The following is a 17,004-nucleotide window of genomic DNA, read 5'->3' as shown; positions in this document are numbered from 1 at the left end:
TCGCCTACTGATTGTTAGCGGGATGATTGGACGGAATGGGCGGAATGCCCATCGGCGCAATCGGCGCTTGCTGTTGTTGCGGCTGCGGCGACGCCACCGGTTGCGGCGGCGCCGGCATCACCGTCGGCGGCGCCGCCGGGGTTGGCTGCGGTGGCGGCGGCATCACCGCCGGCACGCTGCTCACGCCGGCGTCGCTGGGCAGTTCAAGGCGCTTGTTGACGCCACCCTCGGACAGGATCACATGCCTGGCGTGGACTTCCTTGACCGTCACACCCGGCACCACTTCCTTGCCGACGGCGACCGCCAACGCCGGCTGCGCGTCGACCGAGATGATGGCGGCGCTGTCGTCGCCGCGCGCGGCCACCACGCCCTTGAGCTGGTAGTTGCTGACCGCCGCCACCGTCACCTGGCCGCCGAACAGGCCCTTGGCCGCGTCCAGGTTGAGCCCCATCGGCGCCGGCGCCGGCGGCGCGGCGATCGCGCGCTGCTCGGGCTTGAACAACTGCAGTCCCCAATAGGCCAGCGATGCCGACAGCAGCACCACGGCGAGAACAGTAACGAGTAAGGGCAAACGCTTCATGGTGTCCTTGTTGTATTCCTGACGATCAGCGTACCAGCTGATTGATTTCGATAATAGGCATCAGCACCGCCAGCACGATCAGCAGCACCACCACGCCCATGGCCAGGATCAGCGCCGGTTCCAGCAGGCCGGCGATGGTCAGCGTGCGCCGTTCCAGATCGGCTTCCTGCGCGGCGGCGGCGCGGTCCAGCATGGCCGGCAGCTCGCCGGTGATTTCGCCGGCGCGGATCATGTGGATCAGCATCGGCGGGAAGTGCTTCTGCGCCGACAGCGCGCGCGCCAGGCTGACGCCCTCGCGCACGCCGTCGCTGGCCTCCTCCACCAGCTCCTGCATGGCGACGTTGTTGAGCGTATCGCGGCTGGTCTCCAGCGCGCGCAGTATCGGCACGCCGGAACCGGTGGTGATGGCCAGCGTGCTGGCGAAGCGCGCGGTGTTCAGGCTGCGCTCGAATTTTCCGTACAGCGGCGCGGTCAGCAGCCAGGTGTGCCAGCGCCGCTTCAACGCCGGATTCTGCAACGCGCGCCGCCAGCCCACCCAGGCGCCCGCCAGCGCGATCGCCACCACGATACCGTAATGGCGCACAAAATCCGACACCGCCAGCATGACGATGGTCAGGAACGGCAGCTTCTGCTTGGTGTTGGCAAACACCGAGACGATCTGCGGCACCACATAGGTCAGCAGGAAAATCACGATGGCGAACGCCACCACCGTGACGATGGCCGGATAGGTGAACGCCAGCTTGACCTTCTGCATCAGCGCATTGCGCCGCTCGATGTAGTCGGCAAGGCGCGACAGCACGCGCGACAACTGGCCGATCTGTTCACCGGAGGCCACCAGCGCGCGGTAAATCTCGGCGAAGTCGCGCGGATGGCGCGCCAGCACGGCGGACAGCGAAGCGCCGCCGATCACCTCCGAACGCACCGAGGCGATCAGGTCGCGCACATAAGGGCGCTCGGCCTGCTCCAGCAAGGCGGTGAAGGCCTGCTCCAGCGGCAGCCCCGCTTCCAGCAGACTGGCCAGCTGGCGCGTGAACAGCGCCAGCTCGGTCGTCGTCAGGCGTTCGCCAAAGCCGCGGCCGCGGGTGACGCCGGCGGCGTCCACCTGGGCGGCGATGGCGTCGACCTTGAGCGGCACCAGTCCCTGCGAACGCAACTCGGCGCGCGCCGAACGCGCGCTGTCGGCATTGAGCACGCCTTTTTTGGTGGCGCCGCCGGCATCGGCGGCTTCATAACGGAATGCGGGCATGGTCTCTGGCCTAGTCCTTGGTCACGCGCATCAACTCGGCCTGGGTGGTGACACCCTGCTCCAGCCAACGGTCGCCGTCGTCGCGCATGGTCTGCATGCCGTCGGCGATCGCCGCCGCCTTGATCTCGGCTTCGGAGGCGCGGTTGTGGATCTGCGCGCGGATCTGCTCCGTGGTCTCCAGAAATTCGTAGACGCCCACCCGGCCCTGATAGCCGGTGTGGCCGCAATGCTCGCAGCCGGCCGCGTGCCACAGTGTGCCGTCGAAGGTCTTGCAGCTCGGGCACAGCTTGCGCACCAGACGCTGCGCCAGCACGCCGAGCAGCGTGGACGACAGCAGGAACGGCTCGATGCCCATGTCCAGCAGGCGGGTGACGGCGGCGGCGGCGTCGTTGGTGTGTAGCGTCGCCAGCACCAGGTGGCCCGTCAGCGAGGCCTGCACCGCGATCTGCGCGGTTTCCAGGTCGCGGATCTCGCCGATCATGATCACGTCCGGGTCCTGGCGCAAAATCGCGCGCAGCGCCTTGGCGAAGGTCATGTCGATGCGGGTGTTGACCTGGGTCTGGCCAACGCCGGCCAGGTCGTACTCGATCGGGTCTTCCACTGTCATGATGTTGGTGGTGCTGGCGTTCAGCAGCGACAGCGCGGCGTACAGCGTGGTGGTTTTACCGGAACCGGTGGGGCCGGTCACCAGCACGATGCCGTGCGGCTGGTTGATCATGGCGCCGAACTTCGGCAGCATGCTGTCGCTCATGCCCAGGTGGTTCAGATCGAGGCGGTTGGCTTCCTTGTCCAGCAGACGCAGTACCGCGCGCTCGCCATGGCCGGTCGGCAGCGTCGACACCCGCACGTCCACCGGCTTGCCGCCGATGCGCAGCGTGATGCGACCGTCCTGCGGCAGGCGCTTTTCGGCGATGTCCAGCTGCGCCATGATCTTGATCCGCGAAATCAGCGAGCCGTGGATCGCCTTGCGCGGACGGACGATGTCACGCAGCGTGCCGTCGACGCGGAAGCGCACCACCGAGGTTTGCTCGAACGGTTCGATATGGATATCGGAGGCGCCGTCGCGCAGCGCTTGCGTCAGCAGCGCGTTGATCATGCGGATCACCGGCGCGTCGTCGGACGATTCCAGCAGATCCTCGATCGCCGGCACGTCCTGCAGCAGTTTGGTCAGATCGAGGTCGGCGTCGAATTCCTCCGCCACCATCGAGGCGTTGCCGCCGGAGCTGGCGTAGGCGGCGGCGATCGCGCTTTCCAGATCGGCGCGCGTCAGGTTCTTCAGCTGGATGCGGCCGAAACGGCGCGACACTTCGGCGATGGCGGCCGGCGCGGTGGCGCCGCACACCAGTACATCGACGGTGCTTTCGGCATCCTCGCTGTACTGGGCCAGCACCACGAAATCGCGGGCGAAGGCGTAGGGTAGCAGGTTACTCATATCACTGCTGCACTGGCTGGGCGGGCTGGATATTCGAGGCGCCGCCCGGCAGACGCGTTGGCAGCGGCGCCGGCGGCACCGGCGCGGCCACCGCGCCACCGCTGACCGGCGCGCCGTTCTGCAATTGCGGCAGGATCGGCTGGCCCAGATCCTTCACCAGCGCGCTGTCCGGCGGCAGGATGGCCTGCTGCTGGCTGCGCATGTAGTCGTAGCGGTCGGTGGCCAGGCTGGTGCTCTGCTCTTTGCTGCGGATCACCACCGGACGCAGGAACACCATCAGGTTGGTCTTCTTGCGGGTGCGCGATTGCGACTTGAACAGGTTGCCCAGCACCGGGATGCTGCCCAGGCCCGGCACCTTGTCGGTGCCATCGCCTTCGGTGTCCTCGATCAGACCACCCAGCACCACGATCTGGCCGTCGTCAGCGATGACGTTATTCTCGATCACGCGGTTGTTCAGCGTGATGCCGGAAGCGGCGGTCAGCGTCGACTTGTCAACGCTGGAAGTCTCGTGATAAATCGCCAGCTTGATGGTACCGCCCTCGGAAATCTGCGGCCGCACTTTCAGCGTCAGGCCGACGTCCTTGCGGTCGATGGTCTGGAACGGATTGCTGTTGGTGCCGGACGTGGTGGTGAACTGGCCGGTCAGAATCGGCACGTTCTGGCCCACGCGGATGGTGGCCAGCTCGTTGTCCAGCGTGACCATGTTCGGCGTCGACAGGATGTTGGCGTTGCCGTCCGATTCCAGCGCGGACGCCACCGCACCGAGACCGAGCGCGCCGCCGACCTGCTTGAACAGGCCGACCGTGAAGCCGTTGCTCGGCAGGTTGGCGCCCTTGTTGGCGTAGATCGACGTCAGCGACGGGTTGTCGGTGCCACCGGTGGTGAACGACTGCAGCGCGCCCAGGCGGTACTTGCTGGTGTCGCTGCCGGTCGCGCCCAGCCACTGCACGCCAAATTCCGACGCCTTGTCCGACGTCACCTCGACGATCAGCGACTCGATGTAGACCTGGGCGCGGCGCACGTCCAGCTGGTCGATGACGGCGCGCAGGTTGCGGTACATCGCTTCCGGCGCGGTGATGATCAGCGTGTTGGTGGTGGCGTCGGCCTGGATGAAGCCGCCGGCGCCGCCGCTGCCGCTGTTCTGCGTGCTGCCCGAGTTGCTCAGCAGCGGGTTGGTCGGCCCGGAGTTGTTGCCGCCCGAACTGCCGCTACCGGCGCTGCCGCTATTGCTGCCAAAGCTGTTGTTGTTCGAGCCGCTGTTGTTCTGCGCATTCAGGCCGCCGGTGCCGGTATTGTTATTGCCGCCACCCTGGGTCGTGTTTTCGCCCGACACCACCGCGCGCAGCGTCTGCGCCAGCTTGGTCGCCTCGGCGTTCTTCAGGTACACCACGTGCACATTGCCCAGCTCCTGGGTCGGCTGATCCAGCTTGGCGATCAGCGACTTGGCCAGGTTGGAACGCGCCGCCGACGGCGCGCGCAAAATCAGCGCATTGGTGCGCGGATCGGCCAGCACGGTGACCTTGCCGGCATCGGCGGCGCCGCCACCGGCGTCCATCAGCTTGTTGATCATGGTGGCCAGGTCGCTGGCGATAGCGTAGCGCACCGGGATCACATCGAGGTCGGTGACCGCCGGCGCGTCCAGCGCGGCGACGATCTTGGCCAGCCGCTTGACGTTGTCGGCGTAGTCGGTGACCACCACGCTGTTGTTGCCGGGATTGGCGTTGATCGTGTTGTTCGGCGAGATCAGCGGCCGCAGCACCGTCACCACGTTGTTGGCCGACTCGTAATTCAGGTGGAACACCTGGCTGACGATCTGGTCGCCCTTGGCCGAGGCCTGCGCCGCGCCCACCTGGGTCGGCGCCGCCTGCAGCTTGGCGTCCGCTTCCGGCACCACCTTGGCGAAGCCGTCGCCACTGACCACCGCGAAGCCCTGCAGGCGCAGCGCGGAGGTCAGCAGGCCGAAGGCCTGCGACTTGGTCACCGGTTTTTCCGACACCACCGTCAGCGTGCCTTTGACGCGCGGGTCGATGACGAAGGTGATGTTGGTGTAATGGCCGATGGCCTTGATCACCGATTCGATGTCGGCGCCGACAAAGTTCAGCGCGGCGTCGTCGGCCGCGGCCTGCGCCGGCACCGGCATCAGCAGCGCGGCGGTCGGCGCGGCGCTGATCGCGCAGCACAGCATCGCACCCGCGCTCAGGCGGCGCAGCGCAGGGAGGGTGGTTTTGCTAACGGACGGGTTTTTCATAGTCTGAACTTTATCTTTAATGGAACTCTAAAGCGATCACGTTACGGTCGTTGCCCGGCTTGCGCTGCCCCAGCAAACTCAGCAGGTTGGCCAGCGTGTCGTCGTATCCTTGTGCGGCCTCGGCCTGGCCGGAAAACTGCAGCCGGCCATTGGCCAACTGACCTTTGCCGCTTAACAGCAGCGGCCCTTTGACGGAGCTGAGCGCCAACCGCGCCTGCTGCCCCTGCCAGTCCAGCGCCAGCGCGTAGCTGCCCAGCGGGCGGATCGGCGACAGGCGCGACGCCATGTCGGTCATATCCAGCGTGGTGCGACCATGGACGCTGAGCTGGCGGTTGGCCAGCGCCAGCGCCAGGCTGGTCCACGACAGCCGCATGTTGCCGCTAGGCGCCAGCGTGTTCAGCGGCGCGCCCAGGCCGGACAAGCTCTCGGCCGGCAGCAGCAGCGCCGAAGGACTCAACTGCCATTGCGACCAGTCGCCGCGGAAGGTCACCGGCTGCGCCAGCGCCGCCGGATTCTCCAGTTGCAGCTCGACCATGCCGATCAGCGCCAGCGGCGAAATCTTCCAGCTGAAGCGCCCCGGCAGCAGCGGCGTGACCGGGCCGTTATTGCCCGCCGCGCCGCCGATGAAGGCCGAACCGCGCCACAGCGTACCCTGCGCGTCGCCCAGCGTCAAACGCCCGCCGGTGCGCTGTTCGACGATGGCGCCCAGCCACGCGGCCGGAAAGCAACCCAGCAGCGTCAGCGCCATCGTCAGCGCGATGGTCAGCAGCCAAAGCACGGCGCGTTTCATCGCGCTCCCTGGCGCAGCGTCAGCGAGGCGTTGACCACGCCCGGCGCGTCCTGCGCGGTAAAGCTGGCGTCCATGACGTTGATGCGGCTTTCGCTGCGGATCGCGTCCAGCCACGCCACCACGCCGGCGTACTGGACGCCGGTGAAGACCAGCTTGGCGTAGTCACCGGTGACGTTGAGCGATTGCGGCGTGAGGCCGCGCGCCGTCAGGCCGGCGCTCAGGCCATCGCGCGTCATCGGCGTCGGGGCGATGCTGTTCTGGCCCTTCAGCGCCTGCGCCTCGCGCGCCATCACCTGCATTTCGGCGGCCTGCTGGTGCAGTCGCGGCAGTTCTTTTTGCAATTGCGCGCGGCCGCTCAGCGCCGGGTCGATCAGCAGGCTGTAAAACAGGCCCAGGCCGACCACCACGCCGCCGATGCGCAGCAGCTTGCGTTCCTGCTCGCTGCGCACCTGCCAGAAGGCGTCGGCGCGCGCACGCAGCGTTTGAAGGGAAGGTTGTTTGCTCATGATTTTGCTCCAGCGCCGACCGGCGCGATCCGCCATGTGCCCGGCGACGGCTCCTGCATCTCCAGCTTGCGGCCGGCCAGCGACTGGCGCAGCGTCTGCGCCGCCGCCGCGTCCACCGTGTTCGGCTTGAGCTTGACCAGCAGCGCGTGGTCCTTGTAGTCCAGCGTGGCGATGATGTCCTTGCGCGGCAGCACGCCCAGCGCCTCGCCGAAGGCGGCGCTCAGCGTGACGAATTCGTCGCCGCCGGCTTCACCGCTGTTGGCCTTGGCCAGGCGGATATTGCGGCTCATCTGGTCTTGCGGCGCCACCACCAGCGGCTCGCTCGGATAGACCGACTTGAAGGTCTGCAGCATCGCGCGATTGACCGCCTTGGCCTCGGCCTTGAGGCGCAACCATTCGACATTCACGCCCACCACATTGACCAGCAGCGCCAGCACGCCGATGCGCAACGGCCAGCGCCAGCGCTGCCACGCTCGCGCCGCCGCGCCGCTGTCGCCGACGCCCTGCGCCAGGTTCAGGCCCGCGCCGCGCGCGGCGGCGATCCAGTGCGCCCAGTGATCCTCTTCCAGCGTCAGGTGCGCGATCTCCGCCGCCAGCGGTGCGAATTGCGCCTTCTGCGCCGCCGACACGTACAGCGTGACCGGCTGCTCGCCGGCCAGCACGCGCACGGTGTGCAGCGCCGCCTGCGGCTGCGCCGGCAGCGTCATGCCCAGGCCTTCGGATTGCGACTGGCGCAGCGCCAGGTCGTAGCCGGCGTCGCCCGGCACCAGCGCGGCCGACACCGCGCCCGGCTGGAACGGCAGGCACAGTTGCGACGGCACCGCCGTCACCGCGTGCGCGCCCTGCGCCACCAGCGCCTTGACCAGCACCTCCAGCCAGGCACGCTGCACCACGGCCACGGTGCGCATGCCGTCGTCATCGGCGGGACCGGCGGCCAGCGCGCAGTCGGCCGGGTCGCCCAGCACATGCTCCTCCACCAGCGCCGGCAGCGCCGCTTTCAGCTTGGTGGCCGACAGCGGCGGCGTTTTCACCCGCAGCAGCGTCACGTCCGACGCCGCCAGCAGCAGCGTGACGCGGCGCGCCGAGGCCACCATGGCGCCCAGGTTGCCCAGCGGGGCCGTGCCCTGCTGCAGCAGATTGCCGCCGTCGCCCACCAGCGCGAACGGGCAGCTCTGGGCTGCACCGCTGTCGATGCTGGCCTTGGCCGGATAGCGGATAAATAATGTCGTCAAAGGATCTCGCTTTCGTTCATCGCTATTCTAGTATTCCCGTATCCATACCACCTTGGTGAGTCCCCCGGTCCGGTCCAGCAGGGACTGCGTTTCCAGCGTGGCGCGGTCCAGCTTTACCCGGCTGTAGGCCAGGAAGTAATCGCTGCGCACGCCCCATGCCGCGTTAATCTTCTTGCCGTTCATCTGCGGCAGGCTGGTGAAGCCCGCCGCATCGCGGTAATACACCGTCTTGCGCGCGCTGACCATGGCCGCCGCATCCGACAGCGACAGGTCCGGCACCAGCGCCGACAGCAACTCCGGCGGCGCCGTGTTCACATTCACCGTCACCACGCCGAGGGCCGGCAGCACGATCACATAATCGCGCAGCTTGTCGATGGCCGTCGGCGTGAAGCCGCTCACCGCCAGCAAATCCTCTACCCGCACCAGCGCCATCGTTTGATTGCCGACGGATGACTGTTGCACCGGCTGCCCTTGCTGGCCGGCCGGCGCCGCCCCCGACTGCGCCACCAGATTGGCCACGCCTTGCGCCAGGCCGGCGTCCAGGTTCAGGTTGCGCAACAGCTTCTTGAACACCTCCACCTCGGCCGGATTGAGCGCTTTGTTGGTCGCCAGATTGCCTAGATTGTAACGCGCCTGCGCGTCGGTCATGCGGCCTAATAAGGTCGCATCATAACGCTCGCCCTGCAAGCGTTCGCGCTCGACGTAATCGTCCAGCCGCGTTTCCTCCAGCGGCGTGGCCCAGACGCCGTTCAATTCCGTCCACAGCGGCGTGTGGGCGCGGTCCTCGTTGAGCACCAGGCGGCTCAGGTCGAGCGCGCCGCGCAGTATCCAGCGCGTTTGCAGTTGCAGCCGCTGGTTTTCCATCGAGCGCACCTGCACCTGCTGCAACCAGAACAGACTGGTGACGATGGTCACTGCCAGCGTGCTGAGTAGCAGCGCCGTGATGATGGCCACGCCCTGCTGCCGCCGCAGCCTCACAGTGCCCCCAGCAGGAAAGCCTTGACCATCGGCACCGTCTGTCCTTGCAGCGACAGCGACACTTCCAGCCCAGTGACGCGGTTGGCAACGCCGCTGGTGCCGACGCCGGCCGCCGGCTGCCAGTTGCCGGCACTGGCGGCGACCGGCACCTGCGGCTGTGTCGCCGCGCCAGTCACCCACAGGCGCATGCCCATGCCCTGCACCCGGGATTGCAACGCCACCGAACCGCTGGTGTCGACGTCGCTGAGCGCGGCCTGCCACAGGTTGTCCAGCTGCGTCAGATCGCGCGTGGCGTTCGACTCGCGCCGCGTCAGCACGCCGTCGGCGTTGACGCGGTAGGACACCACCTGCAGGCGCGTCGGCTGGTTATCGTTCATCACCATCCGCACCAGCGTGATGCGGTTGTCTTCGGCCTGCAGGTAGGCGCGGTTGCTCAGCAGCGCGCTGTCGGCCAGGTGGGCGCAGTCGCTCTGCATTTGCGCGAACGCCAGTTGCAGGCCGCGCGACTGGTCCATTTCATCGGTCAGCGCGCCGCGCGAACGGACGATGCTATCGAGCCCGCGCCAGCCCAGCACCGCCATCATCGCCAGGATGGAGATGGCCAGCAGCAGTTCGATCAGCGTAAAGCCGCCGCGCGCGCGCGCCATCATGAATTGAGCACCAGTTGCACCAGCTTGATGATGCGGCGTTCGGGATTGCGGGCGTCGTAGACATTGACTTCGACGCGGCGGAAGCGCGGATTGGGACTGGCGATAACGTCTTCCTCGCACATCAGCGGCATGTCGCCCTGCGGGCATTCGTAGGTGGTCTTGCCGATCGCCGGGAACACGCGCGACAGGCGCAGTTGCACCAGCCGGTTCTCAGCCGACCAGGTGGCCATCATGTGGGCGCGCAGACCGTCGCTGTTGGCGGTCAGGCTGCCGACCGCGCGCAGCGACGCGATCAGCGCGGTGGCGACGATCATCAGCGCGACCAGCACTTCCAGCATGGTGAAACCTTGGGAGCGGCGGCGCATGTCAGTCCACCGTGAAATGGCCGATGCCGTCGGCGCGGATGGCGACCCGGCTGCCGTCATTGGCGGCCATGGTCAGCACAAAGGGTTTGTCGACCGGCTCGCGGCCGAAGACGATGCGCAGCGTGTCATCCTGCGCCGCCGGCTGCGGCTCCAGCATCAGCGTCACCGGTGCGCGCTTGAATTCGCGCTGGCGCAGCAGGTCGTCCTGGGTCACCTGTTCCCATTCGCGGTTGTCGTTGCGGACCATGAAGCGATAGGTGTCGCTGCCGGCTTCAAAGGCGATCAGCCGGTTGCGCACGATGGCCTCGTCGCGCGCCAGTTGCAGCAGCAGCGCGATGCGCTTGGCGTCCTGCTCCAGCGATTGTTTCTGGCTAGGCGCGGCGCTGAGCGTGGCCAGGCCCAGGGTAATGCCCAGAATGACCATTACCACCAGCAGTTCAATCAGCGTGAAGCCACGCTGGCCCGCGCCCATGATGCCGACTCCCTTCAGTGATCAGTTATCCCAGGAGCCGATGTCGGCGTCGTCGCCGGTGCCGCCAGGCTGGCCGTCGGCGCCATAGGAGAACACGTCGACCTCGCCCTTGGCGCCCGGATACAGGTACTGGTACGGATTGCCCCAAGGGTCTTTCGGCATTTTCTCGACATAGCCGCCGCTTTTCCAGCCATTGGCGGCCGGGCCGCTGGCCGGTTTTTCGATCAGCGCCTGCAGGCCTTGCTCGGTGCTCGGGTAGCGCTGGTTATCCAGCTTGTACAGCTTCAGCGCCTGCATCAGGGTGGCGATATCGACCTTGGCGGCGGCGATCTTCGACTCGCCGGCGCGGTTCAGCAGCTTGGGCACCACCAGCGCGGCCAGCACGCCCATGATCACCACCACCACCATGATTTCGATCAGCGTAAAGCCGCGTTGCAGGTGTTGAGCGGCGCGGCGGCGAAGGTTCAGCTTTTTCATAATCTGATAACAAATTTAAAGAGTGCAGAGTATAAGACGGAATCACGGCGATGGCGACATCTGGCCCTGTTTTATCCGTTTTGGCGCTTAAATAACGGTTAAACCATGCTCAATATGACAGTTTCTTTACAAGACCTTACGCCCTAATCGTGTTTGCCGGCGCTGCCCTCGATGCGGGCGCGGGCGCCATCGTTGCCGCCGCCATACGCGGCGGCAACCGGCGTGGCCGCTTTGATCACTTGCGGCGCCCCGGTCACGAACGGCGCGATGCCCAGCGCCGCGTCGATTTCCTGCGGGTAGATCAGGAAGCCGCGCGTGATCACCGCCGCCACCTTGCGCACATCCTCGATATTTTTCGTCGGATCACCGTCCACCAGCACGATGTCGGCCAGCTTGCCCGGCGTGATGCTGCCGCGGTCATGGCTGGTGCGGGTGTAGCGTGCGCCGTTGCGCGTGGCCACCTGCAAGGCCTGCGCCGGCGTCAGGCCGGCCTTGACCAGCAGCGCCAGCTCCGAGTGCAGCGTGTAGCCGGGAATGTCGTCGGTGCCGGCCACGATCGGCACGCCGGCCTGGTACAGAATGCCGACGAACCGCACCATCTTGGCGTAGGACTTCTCGTAGCGCTTGAGCTGCGCGTCGCCGTCGATCTTCATGCTGCCGACCCGGAAGCCGCGCGCCACATCCGGCGGCATATGCGCCTCCACCGCCACATACGGCTCGTTGATGTCGCCGTCGCGCTGCTTGAGGAAGGCGAAGGCAGACAGCGTCGGGTCGATGGAAATCTGCTTCTTCGCCAGGTAGGACACGAAGTCCTTCACCGGTTTGGAATTGAAGTCGAGGTCCGCCACTTTCTCGGCCGGCAGCACGAAGCGGTTGAGGTTACGGGTTTCGGTGTCCGGCTTGACCAGGAAATTCAGCAGCACCTGGTTGATGTGCTGGATCTCGTCATAGCCGGCGTCCAGCGCCTCCTGCGCGCGCAGGCCGGCCGGGATGTGGCCGGAAACGCGCATGCCGCGGCTGTGCGCATAGGCCACGGTGTCCTTCAGGATGGCTTTCGGGAAGGAGTTATAGATCTTCAGCTGCGGGTAGCCGCGCTCCGCGTACCAGTCGACGGCGTCCCTGGCCCCTTTCAGGTCCTTGATGACGAAACCGTTGTTGGCGCTGAACGGGCTTTCGCCTTCAAGGAAGCCGGCCGGCACCACCTGCGGCGCCAGCAGCTTGCCGGCGGCGGTTTCGTCCAGCATGGCCTGCAACTGCTGGTTGTCGTTGCCCATGTCGCGTACGCTGGTGACGCCGGTCGACATATTCAGCGCGCCAGACCAGCGGTCGACGTGGCCGTGCATATCGAACAGGCCAGGCAGCACGACACGGCCGGCGGCGTCGATCACGTTGTCCGCCTCGCGCACCGGCGAGCCGGCCGGCTGCACGGAGGTGATGCGGCCGCGCAGCAGGTAGATATCCGATGCTTGGCCAACGCTGGCTTTTTCGCTGTCGAAGATGCGCGCGTTACGCACCACGGTCAGCCCGGTCAGCGGGTGTTGCAACTTGGCGGCGACCTCGGTCAGCATCTTGTTCTCGGCCTGTTTCTGGCGCGCGGCCAGCGCCGGGGCGGCGGCCTGCCAGCCCTCCTCCAGCATATTGGCGAAGCCGGGCATGATCACGCCGAACAGGCGCGGTTGATCACCGGCGGTGGCCCAAAAGAACGATGGCGACAAGCCCACGCCGGTCTGTGCCAGCAGGCGCACCGTCTGTTTCTGACCGCTGGCGCTGGTGATTTCCACCTGGTCCAGTTCCCGCTGCGACAGCGTGCCCGATGGCAGCAGCGCCAGCTTGCCACCCGGGTTCTTCGCCAGCGCGGTAATCGTCATCGACACCACCTCGAAAGAACTGTTCAGCGGCAGATAGGTCGCCGGACCGGTGACGGTCTTGCGTCCCTGCTCGCTGGTGGACTTCCACTCGGCCTGATCGCCCTTGCGGCTGAATTGTTCATCGACCACGGCGCCGAAGGTGGAGTTGCCCTTGACCGAATACTCGGTCATCACGCCGTCCGCGCCCAGGCGGAATTGCTCCGTCAGTTCCGGGCCGCGGCCATTGTTCTTGAAGATGAAACGCACTTTGGTCAGGCCATCGTCCAGACGCTCGACAACCTGCTCGCCGATCTGCTTCTGGTTCTCCGAGATGATCAGGTAGCGGGTGGTGGTGGTGGCGTGCGCGCCGAAAGCGGCGGCCAGCGCCAGTGGAAGTACCGCGAGTCGTTTCATCAGCAAGATCATTCTCCCCTAGTTTTTATTCGCGCAGACCGGGCAGGCGGCATTGCGGCCGACGCCTATGCTGGTCCACTCCATATGCAAACCATCAAGCATCAACAAACGCCCCGCCAGCGAAACGCCCACGCCCATCAACAGCTTGAGCGCTTCGGCCGCCTGCATGGCGCCGACCACGCCCACCAACGGCGCGAACACGCCCATGGTGGAACAGGCCACATCCTCAAATTGCTGGTCCTGCGGGAACAGGCAGGCATAGCAGGGCTGATCGCCGCCGCGCGGATCGAACACGCTGATCTGGCCATCGAAGCGGATCACCGCGCCCGACACCAGCGGCTTGCCGGCGGTCACGCAGGCGCGGTTGACCGCGTGGCGCGTGGCGAAGTTGTCGGTGCAGTCCAGCACCACGTCGGCGGCGACCACCAGTTGCGCCAGGCGCGCGTCATCGACCCGCTCCTGCAAGGCGGTGATGGTGATGTCGGGATTAATCTGCCGCAGCGTGACGGCCGCCGATGCCGCCTTGGGCTGGCCCACGCGTTCGGTGGTGTGGGCAATCTGGCGCTGCAGGTTGGTCAGGTCGACCGTATCGTCGTCGACCAGCGTGAGGTGGCCGACGCCGGCCGAGGCCAGGTACATCGCGGCCGGCGAACCGAGGCCGCCGGCGCCGATCACCAGCGCATGCGCGGCCAGCAGCTTTTGCTGGCCTTCGATGCCGATCTGGTCCAGCAGGATGTGGCGCGAGTAGCGCAGCAGTTGTGAGTCGTCCATCTTCTCTGTGCGGCGTCGCGCGTTGGGTTATTTGGCCTTGGAGTCGGGCTTGAGCGGCGTCTCGGTCTTGACCGGCGTATCCGGCTTGGTTTCGCCGACATCGTTGGCCGGCTTGGCCTCCGCCTTCGACAGCTTGACCGGCAAGCCCTTGAAATGATTCAGCGCCTGCGCCAACTGGAAGTCGTCCTTGGAACCGAATTCCACCGGCTTGTACTTCTTCGACAGCGCGGCGATGCGTTGCTCGTCTTCCAGCACATCGCGTTTAGCCTCGCCTTCCGGCTCCTTGTCGTTGCCCAGGTGTTTTTGCAGATCGGCCTCGCGCACGCGCAGGCCGTTCAGGCCATCGCCTTCGGCGGTTTCATCGACCAGCATGTCCGGCGTGATGCCGCGTGCCTGGATCGACCGGTTCTTCGGCGTATAGTAGCGGGCGGTGGTCAGCTTGACGGCGGTATCGGCGGTAAGCTGGCGCAAGGTCTGCACCGAGCCTTTGCCGAAGGTCTGCTGGCCCATGACGATGGCGCGCTGGTAATCCTGCAGCGCGCCGGCGACGATCTCCGAGGCCGAGGCGGAACCGGCGTTCACCAGCACCACCATCGGCACCTCTTTCAACGCCGCCGGCAGCTTGGCCAGCGGGTCGTGCTTGGCGCGCGGCGCATAGAATTCCTGGCGGCCGTAGAAAGTCTCCTTGGCGCTTTGCAGCTGGCCGTTGGTCGAGACGATCACCCGGTCCTTCGGCAGGAAGGCGGCCGAAACGCCGATCGCGCCCGGCACCACGCCGCCCGGATCGTTGCGCAGGTCCAGCACCAGGCCCTTGATATGCGGGTCCTGCTGGTACAGGGCGGTGATCTTCTTCGCCATGTCGTCCACGGTGGGTTCCTGGAACTGCGAGATGCGCACCCACGCATAACCCGGCTCGATGATTTTGGCCTTGACGCTCTGGACGCGGATTTCCTCGCGCGTGACGTTGAACACCAGCGGCTTGTCCTCGTCCTTGCGGCTGATGGTGACGCTGACCTTGGAGTGCGGTTCGCCGCGCATCTTCTTGACCGATTCATCCAGCGACATGCCCTTGATCAGCATGCCGTCGATGCGGGTAATCAGGTCGCCGGCCTTGATGCCGGCCTTGAAGGCGGGCGTGTCCTCGATCGGCGAGACGACCTTGATGTAGCCGTCCTCCAGCCCGACCTCGACGCCGATGCCGACAAACTTGCCGGCCACCGTCTCGCGCATTTCGCGGAAGGCTTTTTTGTCGAGGTAGACCGAGTGCGGGTCCAGCGACGACACCATGCCGGAAATCGCTTCCGTCAGCAGCTTCTTGTCGTCGACGGTTTCGACATAGTCGGTCTTGATCAGGCCGAACACGTCGGACAGCTGGCGCAGCTCTTCCAGCGGCAGCGGCGAGCCGCTGACCTTTTGCGCGATGGCGGAAAACTGGAAAGAGGCGGCAACGCCGGCCACCATACCGAGGCCGATCAGGCCGATGCTCTTGACTTTGTTGCCCATGTTTTTCCGCAAACCTTAAAACTTGACCCAGCCAGCCGGGTCGAATGCCGCGCCCTGATGGCGAAGTTCAAAGTATAGCCCCGATTCCTCGTTGCCGCCGCTGTTACCTGCGCTGGCGATGGCGTCGCCGGCCTTGACGATGTCGCCGGCGCGTTTCAGCAGCGACTGGTTATTGCCATAAATACTCATGTACTGGCCGCCGTGATCGACGATGATCAGATTGCCGAAGCCGCGCAGCCAGTCGGCGAACACCACGCGGCCGCCAGCCACGGCGTGCACGTCGGCGCCCTCGCCGGTGCGGATAAACACGCCTTTCCAGCTGGGGCCGTCGCCGCGCTTGGCGCCGAACTTGTTGACGATCTTGCCGCTGACCGGCGGCCGCAGTTGGCCCTTGAGCGCCGCGAAAGCGCCCGCCGGCGCGGCCGGCGCCAGCGCGATGTCGGCCGCCCTGGCCGGCGGCGCGGCGGGTTCGACCGGCGCCGGCTTGATCACCGCGACCTTGGGCGGCTCGTCGCTGTCGATGGCGTCGGCCGGATTCGGCGCCGGCTGGGTCGGCTGGGCCGGCTTGATGGTGCCGGACTTGTTCTGATTCGCCGCCAGCCGCTTGCGCTCTGCCTCGGCGGCGGCGCGGGCCTTGGCCAGCGCGCGCGCTTCGGCGGCGGCCTTGGCCCTGGCGGCGGCGACCTCTTCCTGGCGTCGCTTCTCGGCGGCCGCGGCGGCGGCCTGTTCGGCGATCAGTTTGCCCAGCTTGTCGACCAGGCCGGCCATGCGCTGCTCGTCTTTTTCCAGGCTGCCCGCTTCCTTGCGCTGGGCCACCAGTTTCTTCGACAAGGTGGACAGCAGGGCCGCGCGGCGGCCTTTTTCCTGTTCCAGCCTGGCTTTTTGTTGCAATTGTTCCTGAGCGATTTCTTCCAGCTCGTCCTTGGCGTTCTGCGCCTCCTCCTGATTGACCTCGACGGCCTTGAGGTTGGCGCGCAGCGACTCCAGCAGCCGCGCCTGCGCCTGCGACACGTAGGCCAGCATTTGCAGGTCGCGGTTGATGCGGTTGGGGTTGTCGCCGGACAGCAGCAGCTTGATGCGGTCTTCGTTGCCGGCCACGTACTGGTCGCGCAGCAGCTTGGCCAGCTGCTGCTTCTGCTGCTCGACCGTCGCCGCCAGCCGGTCGTGCTCGGCCGACAGCTGCTTCAGCTTGACGTTGGTGTCGCGCTGCTCCTGCTGCAGGTCGCGCAGCGCGCGGTTGGCGTCGGAAATCGCCTTTTCGGACTCGGCCAGCGTATCGGCCGCCTCGTCCTTGGCGTTTTCGGTCTTGCTGATGTCCTTCTTCAGCGACGACAACTTTTGCTGCAGGCCGGCGCGCTCGGCCTCGGCCGCCGCTTTCTGCTTGCTGCGGTTGGTGGTCTTGCCGAAGGGAGCGGCCGAGGTGACACCAGCGGCCCCCAGCGACAACATCAGCAGCAGCGCGACTGCCGCATGGCGGAACGAAGTGGAAGACA

Annotated in this window: 16 protein-coding genes; all 16 read right to left on the bottom strand. The window is 66.3% G+C overall.

What is annotated here, in order from left to right:
* Positions 1 to 4 precede the first annotated feature (4 nt).
* Entirely contained in the window at positions 5 to 580 is a 576-nt protein-coding gene (locus GTP44_RS02500) for a type II secretion system protein N (protein WP_161018161.1), read from the bottom strand.
* 25 nt (positions 581 to 605) lie between these two features.
* On the bottom strand, positions 606 to 1,826 hold the full coding sequence (gene gspF / locus GTP44_RS02495; protein ID WP_160988203.1) for a type II secretion system inner membrane protein GspF: 1,221 nt from the start codon (positions 1,824 to 1,826) through the stop codon (positions 606 to 608).
* Between the two features lie 10 nt (positions 1,827 to 1,836).
* A complete protein-coding gene (gene gspE, locus GTP44_RS02490) occupies positions 1,837 to 3,258 on the bottom strand; it encodes a type II secretion system ATPase GspE (RefSeq protein ID WP_161018160.1) in 1,422 nt (473 codons plus the stop codon).
* A 1-nt stretch (position 3,259) separates the two neighbouring features.
* Positions 3,260 to 5,506 (bottom strand): type II secretion system secretin GspD, encoded by a 2,247-nt coding sequence (gene gspD, locus GTP44_RS02485; protein ID WP_161018159.1) that lies wholly within the window; start codon positions 5,504 to 5,506, stop codon positions 3,260 to 3,262.
* Positions 5,507 to 5,522: 16 nt separating this feature from the next.
* Positions 5,523 to 6,296: a type II secretion system protein N gene (locus tag GTP44_RS02480; RefSeq protein ID WP_161018158.1), complete on the bottom strand. Its 774-nt coding sequence runs from the start codon at positions 6,294 to 6,296 to the stop codon at positions 5,523 to 5,525.
* Positions 6,293 to 6,802 carry a type II secretion system protein M gene (locus GTP44_RS02475; RefSeq protein WP_160988207.1) on the bottom strand — a complete coding sequence of 170 codons (510 nt, stop codon included), beginning with the start codon at positions 6,800 to 6,802 and terminating at the stop codon, positions 6,293 to 6,295. Before GTP44_RS02475 ends, GTP44_RS02480 begins: the two co-directional genes overlap by 4 nt.
* The gene (gspL, locus tag GTP44_RS02470; RefSeq protein WP_161018157.1) at positions 6,799 to 8,034 is read right to left on the bottom strand and encodes a type II secretion system protein GspL; all 1,236 of its coding nucleotides are present in this window, start codon (positions 8,032 to 8,034) and stop codon (positions 6,799 to 6,801) included. The genes GTP44_RS02475 and gspL overlap by 4 nt, the downstream gene beginning before the upstream one ends.
* A 27-nt stretch (positions 8,035 to 8,061) precedes the next feature.
* The gene (gspK, locus tag GTP44_RS02465; RefSeq protein ID WP_161018156.1) at positions 8,062 to 9,012 is read right to left on the bottom strand and encodes a type II secretion system minor pseudopilin GspK; all 951 of its coding nucleotides are present in this window, start codon (positions 9,010 to 9,012) and stop codon (positions 8,062 to 8,064) included.
* A complete protein-coding gene (locus GTP44_RS02460; RefSeq protein ID WP_308494293.1) occupies positions 9,009 to 9,662 on the bottom strand; it encodes a PulJ/GspJ family protein in 654 nt (217 codons plus the stop codon). The genes gspK and GTP44_RS02460 overlap by 4 nt, the downstream gene beginning before the upstream one ends.
* Positions 9,659 to 10,027 (bottom strand): type II secretion system minor pseudopilin GspI, encoded by a 369-nt coding sequence (gspI, locus tag GTP44_RS02455; protein ID WP_160988210.1) that lies wholly within the window; start codon positions 10,025 to 10,027, stop codon positions 9,659 to 9,661. The genes GTP44_RS02460 and gspI overlap by 4 nt, the downstream gene beginning before the upstream one ends.
* A 1-nt stretch (position 10,028) precedes the next feature.
* On the bottom strand, positions 10,029 to 10,499 hold the full coding sequence (gene gspH, locus GTP44_RS02450; RefSeq protein ID WP_160988211.1) for a type II secretion system minor pseudopilin GspH: 471 nt from the start codon (positions 10,497 to 10,499) through the stop codon (positions 10,029 to 10,031).
* A gap of 21 nt (positions 10,500 to 10,520) precedes the next feature.
* Complete coding sequence (gene gspG, locus GTP44_RS02445; RefSeq protein WP_161018155.1) at positions 10,521 to 10,976, bottom strand: type II secretion system major pseudopilin GspG; 456 nt, start codon at positions 10,974 to 10,976, stop codon at positions 10,521 to 10,523.
* Positions 10,977 to 11,119: 143 nt separating this feature from the next.
* Complete coding sequence (locus tag GTP44_RS02440; protein WP_161018154.1) at positions 11,120 to 13,237, bottom strand: amidohydrolase family protein; 2,118 nt, start codon at positions 13,235 to 13,237, stop codon at positions 11,120 to 11,122.
* 18 nt (positions 13,238 to 13,255) lie between these two features.
* Positions 13,256 to 14,008: a HesA/MoeB/ThiF family protein gene (locus GTP44_RS02435; protein WP_161018153.1), complete on the bottom strand. Its 753-nt coding sequence runs from the start codon at positions 14,006 to 14,008 to the stop codon at positions 13,256 to 13,258.
* A 27-nt stretch (positions 14,009 to 14,035) separates the two neighbouring features.
* On the bottom strand, positions 14,036 to 15,511 hold the full coding sequence (locus GTP44_RS02430) for a S41 family peptidase (RefSeq protein WP_161018152.1): 1,476 nt from the start codon (positions 15,509 to 15,511) through the stop codon (positions 14,036 to 14,038).
* A 15-nt stretch (positions 15,512 to 15,526) separates the two neighbouring features.
* The gene (locus tag GTP44_RS02425; RefSeq protein ID WP_161018212.1) at positions 15,527 to 16,960 is read right to left on the bottom strand and encodes a murein hydrolase activator EnvC family protein; all 1,434 of its coding nucleotides are present in this window, start codon (positions 16,958 to 16,960) and stop codon (positions 15,527 to 15,529) included.
* Positions 16,961 to 17,004: the final 44 nt, after the last annotated feature.

It is taken from the genome of Duganella lactea (assembly GCF_009857505.1).
Taxonomy (GTDB): domain Bacteria; phylum Pseudomonadota; class Gammaproteobacteria; order Burkholderiales; family Burkholderiaceae_D; genus Rugamonas; species Rugamonas lactea.
The sequence above is the reverse complement of the archived record's forward strand: the minus strand, read 5'-3'. Positions and strand labels throughout refer to the sequence as shown.

Excerpts from the sequence above, each read along its gene's own strand:
- gspD (WP_161018159.1), bottom strand. The coding sequence starts at position 5,506 with ATGAAAAACCCGTCCGTTAGCAAAACCACCCTCCCTGCGCTGCGCCGC.
- gspI (WP_160988210.1), bottom strand. The coding sequence starts at position 10,027 with ATGCGCCGCCGCTCCCAAGGTTTCACCATGCTGGAAGTGCTGGTCGCG.
- GTP44_RS02500 (WP_161018161.1), bottom strand. The coding sequence starts at position 580 with ATGAAGCGTTTGCCCTTACTCGTTACTGTTCTCGCCGTGGTGCTGCTG.
- GTP44_RS02475 (WP_160988207.1), bottom strand. The coding sequence starts at position 6,802 with ATGAGCAAACAACCTTCCCTTCAAACGCTGCGTGCGCGCGCCGACGCC.
- gspF (WP_160988203.1), bottom strand. The coding sequence starts at position 1,826 with ATGCCCGCATTCCGTTATGAAGCCGCCGATGCCGGCGGCGCCACCAAA.
- GTP44_RS02430 (WP_161018152.1), bottom strand. The coding sequence starts at position 15,511 with ATGGGCAACAAAGTCAAGAGCATCGGCCTGATCGGCCTCGGTATGGTG.
- GTP44_RS02480 (WP_161018158.1), bottom strand. The coding sequence starts at position 6,296 with ATGAAACGCGCCGTGCTTTGGCTGCTGACCATCGCGCTGACGATGGCG.
- gspH (WP_160988211.1), bottom strand. The coding sequence starts at position 10,499 with ATGGGCGCGGGCCAGCGTGGCTTCACGCTGATTGAACTGCTGGTGGTA.
- gspE (WP_161018160.1), bottom strand. The coding sequence starts at position 3,258 with ATGAGTAACCTGCTACCCTACGCCTTCGCCCGCGATTTCGTGGTGCTG.
- GTP44_RS02425 (WP_161018212.1), bottom strand. The coding sequence starts at position 16,960 with ATGTTGTCGCTGGGGGCCGCTGGTGTCACCTCGGCCGCTCCCTTCGGC.
- GTP44_RS02435 (WP_161018153.1), bottom strand. The coding sequence starts at position 14,008 with ATGGACGACTCACAACTGCTGCGCTACTCGCGCCACATCCTGCTGGAC.
- GTP44_RS02460 (WP_308494293.1), bottom strand. The coding sequence starts at position 9,662 with ATGATGGCGCGCGCGCGCGGCGGCTTTACGCTGATCGAACTGCTGCTG.
- gspG (WP_161018155.1), bottom strand. The coding sequence starts at position 10,976 with ATGAAAAAGCTGAACCTTCGCCGCCGCGCCGCTCAACACCTGCAACGC.
- GTP44_RS02440 (WP_161018154.1), bottom strand. The coding sequence starts at position 13,237 with ATGAAACGACTCGCGGTACTTCCACTGGCGCTGGCCGCCGCTTTCGGC.